Here is a 6,331-nt window from a genome sequence, read left to right as displayed (position 1 = left end):
TTTATTATATATACGCAGGAAACAAGAGAAAATGTATGGGAGAATTGCTGTTGATAAAGAAGAAATAGATTTTTTATATAAAAACCGGAAATATAACTTTAGATATGCTAAAGATTATTTGATAAAAAAAACTGAATTAAGAAGTGAAGTATAACAAGTAGTAAAAAGATAAGAATATAAGTAATTTGTTCTAAATAGATTTACCAAAAATTGGATGAAATAATGATAAATTTTAAATTAAAATTTTAATCAAGTTAAATCTATTAAAATCAAAATAAAAACTAATTATAAAAAATTTTGAATCAGAATGTTAAATTGTGAAAAAAATTTTTTAATTTTGCAGTCCGAAAAAATATATAAATAGAACAAATGTCAGGTATTATTGGAAAAAAAATTGGCATGACCAGCTTGTTTGACGAGGAAGGTAAAAACATTCCTTGTACTGTTATAGAAGCGGGTCCATGTACAGTTTTACAGGTCAGAACCGAAGAAAAGGACGGCTATTATGCGGTTCAGCTAGGTTTCGATGACAGAAGTGAAAAAAATGTCGGCAAAGCCCTTTTAGGTCACTTCAAAAAAGCAGGTTCAACACCAAAAAGAAAAATGGTGGAGTTTCGTCATGGGTTTGACGGATTGAAAATTGGAGAAGAAGTAAAAGTTGATTTATTTTCAGAAGGAGAATATGTTGACGTTACCGGAACTTCAAAAGGTAAAGGATTCCAAGGGGTGGTTAAAAGACACGGCTTTGGAGGAGTTATGCAAGCAACACACGGTCAGCATAACAGATTAAGAGCTCCGGGTTCTATTGGAGCGGGATCAGATCCATCCAGAGTATTTAAAGGAATGAGAATGGCTGGAAGAATGGGTGGAAATCAAGTGACAGTGCAAAATTTACAGGTTATAAAAGTGGACAATGAAAAAAATCTTTTAATTGTAAAAGGTGCAGTTCCGGGTCCTAAAAATTCATATGTAATTGTAAGAAGATGGAATTAGTAGTACTAGATAGAAGCGGAAAAGAAACCGGAAGAAAGGTTACTTTAGACGAAACAATATTTGGAGTTGAACCGAATACACATGCTGTTTACTTAGAAGTAAAGCAATATTTGGCATCACAGAGACAAGGAACCCATAAATCTAAAGAAAGATCCGAATTAAGTGGATCAACTCGTAAACTTCACCGTCAAAAAGGAACAGGAGGTTCCCGAAAAGGGGATATCAACAACCCTTTGTTCAGAGGTGGAGCAAGAGTATTTGGACCTAGACCAAGAGATTACAGGTTCAAATTAAATAAATCATTAAAAAGAATAGCAAAAAAATCAGTTTTTAGTCAAAAATTAAAAGAAAACAACTTAAAAGTAGTTGAAGACTTAAATTTTGAAGCACCTAAAACAAAAGATTTTACTAAAGTTTTACAAGATTTAGGACTAGCTAACAAAAAAGCTTTGTTTATTTTAGGGCAGTCTAATAAAAATGTATACTTGTCATCACGAAATTTACAAGACGCTAAAGTATTAGGATATAACGAGATAAGTAGTTATGATATCTTAAAAGCGAATGAAGTGGTTTTGTTTGAAAGCTCAGTAGAAAAAATACAAGAAAATTTAAGAAAATAGAATTATGTCTGTACTCATAAAACCTATTATATCAGAAAAAGCTAACGAAATCGCTGAAAAAAGAAATCGTTATACTTTTTTAGTAAATACTAAAGCGAATAAGTCAGAGATTAAATATGCTGTAGAACAAGCTTACGGAGTTAATGTAGTTGCAGTAAGAACATTAATTTCTGCACCTGTTGTTAAATCAAAATATACAAAAACAGGTCTTCAAGTTGGAAAAACTAATAAATTGAAAAAAGCAATGGTTGATATAAAAGAAGGTCAAACCATTGATGTATTTGGAAATATATAATTTATAAAGAATCATGTCGGTAAGAAAATTAAAACCTATCACCCCCGGACAAAGATTCAGAATTGTTAACAATTTTGAAGAAATCACTACTTCAAAACCAGAAAAATCCTTACTAAGAGGAATTTCTAAATCAGGAGGTAGAAATAATTCCGGAAAAATGACCATGCGTTATACCGGAGGTGGACACAAGAAACGATACAGAGAGATCGATTTCAAGAGAAATAAGTTTGGCATTCCGGCTACTGTAAAATCAGTAGAATATGATCCAAACAGAACTGCATTTATCGCATTATTGGTTTATGCAGACGGTGAAAAACGCTACATTGTGTCTCCTCACGGTATTAAGGTAGGACAAAAAGTCGTTTCAGGAGAGAGTGTTGCTCCTGAAATTGGAAACGCAATGAAATTAAAAAGCATACCTTTAGGTACTGTTATTTCATGTATTGAGTTACGTCCCGGACAAGGAGCAAAAATGGCAAGAAGTGCCGGAACCAGCGCACAACTTATAGCCAGAGACGGTAAATATGCCGTTCTTAAAATGCCTTCCGGAGAAACTCGTATGATTTTAGTTGAATGTATGGCAACAATTGGTTCAGTTTCCAATTCAGATCATCAGCTAATCGTATCTGGTAAAGCAGGTAGAAGCAGATGGTTAGGAAGAAGACCAAGAACAAGGCCGGTAGCAATGAACCCTGTAGATCACCCAATGGGAGGTGGTGAAGGTAGATCAACCGGAGGACATCCAAGATCTAGAAAAGGTATGCCTGCAAAAGGATACAAGACTCGTTCAAAGAAGAAAGAATCGAATCGTTATATTTTACAAAAAAGAAAATAATCTAGTATGGCACGTTCGTTAAAAAAAGGACCTTATATTCACTATAAATTAAACAAGAAAGTTCAAGCAAATATAGAGTCAGGAAAAAAAGTCGTGATTAAAACATGGTCTAGAGCATCAATGATATCTCCGGATTTCGTTGGTCAAACGTTTGCAGTACATAACGGAAAACAATTTGTACCGGTATATGTAACTGAAAATATGGTTGGACATAAGCTAGGAGAATTTTCACCTACTCGTGTGTTTAGAGGTCATGCAGGAAATAAAAATAAAGGTAACAGATAATAAGCAATGGGTAACAGAAAACAAAATAGTGCAACAGCACGTAAAGAAGCTAAGAAAAATTTAGCAATTGCTCGCTTGAATAATTGTCCTACCTCGCCTAGAAAGATGAGATTAGTAGCAGATATCATTAGAGGCGTTGATGTTGATAAAGCATTATACATATTAAAATATTCAAAAAAAGAGGCTTCAATCAGATTAGAAAAACTTTTATTAAGTGCCATAGCTAATTGGCAAGTTAAAAATGAAGGCAAAGACATCGAAGAAGCTAAACTTTATGTAAAAGAAATTTTTGTTGACGGTGGATCTATGTTAAAAAGATTACGTCCTGCTCCTCAAGGGAGAGGATATAGGATTAGAAAAAGATCTAATCATGTAACAATTATTCTAGGAAACAAAAACGAAGTAAATTAAGTATGGGACAGAAAACAAATCCAATAGGTAATAGATTAGGAATCATTCGAGGATGGGATTCTAATTGGTATGGTGGAAAAAACTTTGGAGATAAAATAGCAGAAGATTATAAAATCAGAAGATATTTAGAAGCAAGATTATCCAAAGCAGGTGTTTCCAGAATTTACATCGAAAGAACTTTGAAATTAGTTACTATTACCATCACCACAGCAAGACCTGGAATTATCATAGGAAAAGGTGGTCAGGAAGTAGATAAATTAAAAGAAGAGTTAAAAAAGATTACTAAAAAGGAAATTCAAATAAATATTTTTGAAATTAAAAGACCTGAACTGGATGCAAAATTAGTTGCAGAAAGTGTAGCTCGTCAAATTGAAAGCCGTATCTCATATAGAAGAGCTGTTAAAATGGCTATCGCATCTACAATGAGAATGAACGCTGAAGGAATTAAAATTATGATTTCCGGACGTTTAAATGGTGCTGAAATGGCAAGATCAGAATCTTTTAAAGAAGGAAGAATTCCTTTGTCAACTTTCCGTGCTGATATCGATTATTATATTGCTGAAGCTCATACAACTTATGGTCGCTTAGGGGTAAAAGTATGGATTATGAAAGGCGAAGTGTATGGTAAAAGAGAGTTATCTCCGTTAGTAGGTCTTCAGAAAAAGACTCAGAAAAGAAAAGTTAAAGAAAGAAGATAAAAAAATATCTTAGGTAATTATGTTACAACCAAAAAGAACAAAATTCCGTAAACAGCAAAAAGGACGTATGAAAGGTCTTTCTTACAGAGGAAGTAAATTAGCATACGGTACTTTTGGAATTAAAGCGTTAGATTCAGTATTTATTACTGCAAGACAGATAGAAGCTGCACGTATTGCTGCCACTCGATATATGAAAAGAGAAGGACAATTATGGATTAAAATATTCCCGGATAAGCCTATTACCAAAAAACCTGCTGAGGTTCGTATGGGTAAAGGAAAAGGTGCTGTGGAATATTGGGTAGCAAGAGTATCGCCGGGAAGAATTTTATTTGAAATAGGGGGAGTTCCTTATGATGTTGCAAAAGAAGCATTACGACTTGCAGCTCAAAAATTACCGGTGAAAACTAAATTTGTTGTTGCTAACGATTTTGTGCAATCATAAATAATAAAATCGATGAAAGCAGTTGATATAAGAAATTTAAGTCAAGAAGAAGTTAAAGCAAAATTAGCTGAAACAAAAGCTGAGTATGCTAAACTAAGATTATCACATAAAGTGTCTCCAATTGGAAATCCGATTCAATTAAGAGAGATGAGAAAAACAATAGCAAGGTTGTTAACAGCCTTAAAGTAATTTAAAATCCGAAAAAGAATTTAATTTCAATTATGGAAAGAAATTTAAGAAAAGAAAGAATCGGAGTAGTATCTAGCAATAAGATGGATAAAACTATCGTTGTTAGTGAGACAAGCAGAATGAAACATCCCATGTATGGGAAATTCGTTTTAAAAACTAAAAAATATACTGCTCACGATGAGAAAAACGAATGCAATGAAGGAGATACCGTTCGCATTATGGAAACTCGTCCATTGAGTAAGAGTAAAAGATGGAGATTAGTAGAAATATTAGAAAGAGCTAAATAATTTAGAGATGCTACAAACAGAATCAAGATTAAAAGTTGCAGATAATACTGGAGCAAAAGAGGCTTTAGTTATCAGAGTGTTAGGAGGTTCAAAAAGAAGATATGCATCTGTAGGTGATAAAATAGTTGTTACTATAAAAGATGCTACTCCATCAGGAAACGCTAAAAAAGGTCAAGTATCCAAAGCAGTAGTTGTTAGAACTAAAAAACCTGTAAGAAGGAAAGATGGTTCTTATATTAGTTTTGAAGATAATGCATGTGTATTGTTAAATGCAGCAGGAGAAATGAGAGGAACTCGTGTTTTTGGACCGGTAGCCAGAGAATTACGTGATAAAGAGTATATGAAAATTATATCATTAGCTCCTGAGGTATTATAAGGTAAATTAAAAAAAATGGCAAAAGTTAAAATAAAAAAAGGAGATAAAGTTCAAGTTCTTGCCGGATCTTACAGAGGAAAGCAAGGACAAGTTTTAGTAATTTATCCTGAAAAAAACAGAGCGATAGTTGAAGGAGTTAATATAGTTAAAAAACATAGAAAACCTTCAGCAGAAAATCCTCAAGGAAGTATTATTGAAAAAGAAGCTTCTATACATATTTCTAACTTAGCTCTATTGGATCCAAAATCCGGAAAACCAACAAGAGTAAGTTATAAAATGGATGGTGAGAAAAAAGTTAGAGTTGCAACCAAATCAGGAGAAGTGATTTAATTAAATTTGAAAGATTATGCAATACATAGCAAGACCGAAACAATTATATAAAGATAAGATCATCTCTGCTCTAAAAGAGGAATTTGGTTATACATCTGTAATGCAAGTTCCAAAACTAGAAAAGATTGTGATAAGCCAAGGATTAGGGGCAGCAACAGCAGATAAAAAAATTGTTGATTATGCAGTTGAAGAAATTTCTTTAATTGCAGGACAAAAAGCAATACCATGTCTATCTAAAAAAGATGAAGCCGGTTTCAAATTAAGAAAAGGAATGCCAATCGGCGCAATGGTTACCTTACGAGGTGATAGAATGTATGAATTTTTAGATAGATTAATTACTGCTGCTTTACCTCGTGTTAGAGATTTTAATGGAATAAAATCAGATGGTTTTGACGGTAGAGGTAACTATACATTAGGAATTACTGAACAAATCATATTTCCAGAAATAAATATTGATAAAGTGAAGAAAATTCAAGGTATGGATATTACCTTTGTAACTAATGCAAAAACCGATAAGGAAGCAAAAGCATTATTAACCCACTTTGGATTACCATTTAAAAAGAATTAATT

13 protein-coding genes are annotated in these 6,331 nt (G+C 32.9%); all 13 read left to right on the top strand.

From position 1 onward, the window contains the following. Positions 1 to 369: 369 nt before the first annotated feature. Genes rplC through rplE form a run of 13 tightly spaced genes read left to right on the top strand, consistent with a single transcriptional unit; the run spans position 370 to position 6,329 of the window. The gene (gene rplC / locus C4S75_RS09990; RefSeq protein ID WP_055425373.1) at positions 370 to 993 is read left to right on the top strand and encodes a 50S ribosomal protein L3; all 624 of its coding nucleotides are present in this window, start codon (positions 370 to 372) and stop codon (positions 991 to 993) included. Continuing rightward, positions 984 to 1,613, top strand: a complete 630-nt coding sequence (gene rplD, locus C4S75_RS09985; protein ID WP_105298129.1) for a 50S ribosomal protein L4 — start codon at positions 984 to 986, stop codon at positions 1,611 to 1,613. Before rplC ends, rplD begins: the two co-directional genes overlap by 10 nt. Positions 1,614 to 1,617: 4 nt before the next feature. Further along, the gene (gene rplW / locus C4S75_RS09980; protein ID WP_105298128.1) at positions 1,618 to 1,908 is read left to right on the top strand and encodes a 50S ribosomal protein L23; all 291 of its coding nucleotides are present in this window, start codon (positions 1,618 to 1,620) and stop codon (positions 1,906 to 1,908) included. Between the two features lie 13 nt (positions 1,909 to 1,921). Beyond that, a complete protein-coding gene (rplB, locus tag C4S75_RS09975; protein ID WP_105298127.1) occupies positions 1,922 to 2,743 on the top strand; it encodes a 50S ribosomal protein L2 in 822 nt (273 codons plus the stop codon). A 6-nt stretch (positions 2,744 to 2,749) separates the two neighbouring features. Beyond that, positions 2,750 to 3,028 carry a 30S ribosomal protein S19 gene (rpsS, locus tag C4S75_RS09970; protein ID WP_055425369.1) on the top strand — a complete coding sequence of 93 codons (279 nt, stop codon included), beginning with the start codon at positions 2,750 to 2,752 and terminating at the stop codon, positions 3,026 to 3,028. A gap of 6 nt (positions 3,029 to 3,034) precedes the next feature. Continuing rightward, positions 3,035 to 3,439, top strand: coding sequence for a 50S ribosomal protein L22 (gene rplV, locus C4S75_RS09965; protein ID WP_055425368.1), 405 nt, complete (start codon positions 3,035 to 3,037; stop codon positions 3,437 to 3,439). Positions 3,440 to 3,441: 2 nt separating this feature from the next. Continuing rightward, positions 3,442 to 4,137, top strand: a complete 696-nt coding sequence (gene rpsC / locus C4S75_RS09960; RefSeq protein WP_055425367.1) for a 30S ribosomal protein S3 — start codon at positions 3,442 to 3,444, stop codon at positions 4,135 to 4,137. Positions 4,138 to 4,156: 19 nt separating this feature from the next. Continuing rightward, complete coding sequence (gene rplP / locus C4S75_RS09955) at positions 4,157 to 4,579, top strand: 50S ribosomal protein L16 (RefSeq protein WP_055425366.1); 423 nt, start codon at positions 4,157 to 4,159, stop codon at positions 4,577 to 4,579. Positions 4,580 to 4,591: 12 nt separating this feature from the next. Beyond that, on the top strand, positions 4,592 to 4,768 hold the full coding sequence (rpmC, locus tag C4S75_RS09950) for a 50S ribosomal protein L29 (RefSeq protein WP_105298126.1): 177 nt from the start codon (positions 4,592 to 4,594) through the stop codon (positions 4,766 to 4,768). A gap of 32 nt (positions 4,769 to 4,800) precedes the next feature. After that, positions 4,801 to 5,055 carry a 30S ribosomal protein S17 gene (rpsQ, locus tag C4S75_RS09945; protein WP_055425364.1) on the top strand — a complete coding sequence of 85 codons (255 nt, stop codon included), beginning with the start codon at positions 4,801 to 4,803 and terminating at the stop codon, positions 5,053 to 5,055. Positions 5,056 to 5,062: 7 nt separating this feature from the next. Next, positions 5,063 to 5,431, top strand: a complete 369-nt coding sequence (gene rplN, locus C4S75_RS09940) for a 50S ribosomal protein L14 (protein ID WP_055425363.1) — start codon at positions 5,063 to 5,065, stop codon at positions 5,429 to 5,431. Positions 5,432 to 5,446: 15 nt separating this feature from the next. Beyond that, positions 5,447 to 5,761 (top strand): 50S ribosomal protein L24, encoded by a 315-nt coding sequence (gene rplX / locus C4S75_RS09935; protein ID WP_105298124.1) that lies wholly within the window; start codon positions 5,447 to 5,449, stop codon positions 5,759 to 5,761. A 16-nt stretch (positions 5,762 to 5,777) separates the two neighbouring features. Continuing rightward, positions 5,778 to 6,329 carry a 50S ribosomal protein L5 gene (gene rplE / locus C4S75_RS09930; RefSeq protein ID WP_105298123.1) on the top strand — a complete coding sequence of 184 codons (552 nt, stop codon included), beginning with the start codon at positions 5,778 to 5,780 and terminating at the stop codon, positions 6,327 to 6,329. Positions 6,330 to 6,331 lie beyond the last annotated feature (2 nt).

It is taken from the genome of Apibacter sp. wkB309 (assembly GCF_002964915.1).
Classification (GTDB): domain Bacteria; phylum Bacteroidota; class Bacteroidia; order Flavobacteriales; family Weeksellaceae; genus Apibacter.
Note: the sequence above shows the minus strand (reverse complement) of the source record. Positions and strands in the feature narration are given on the sequence as shown.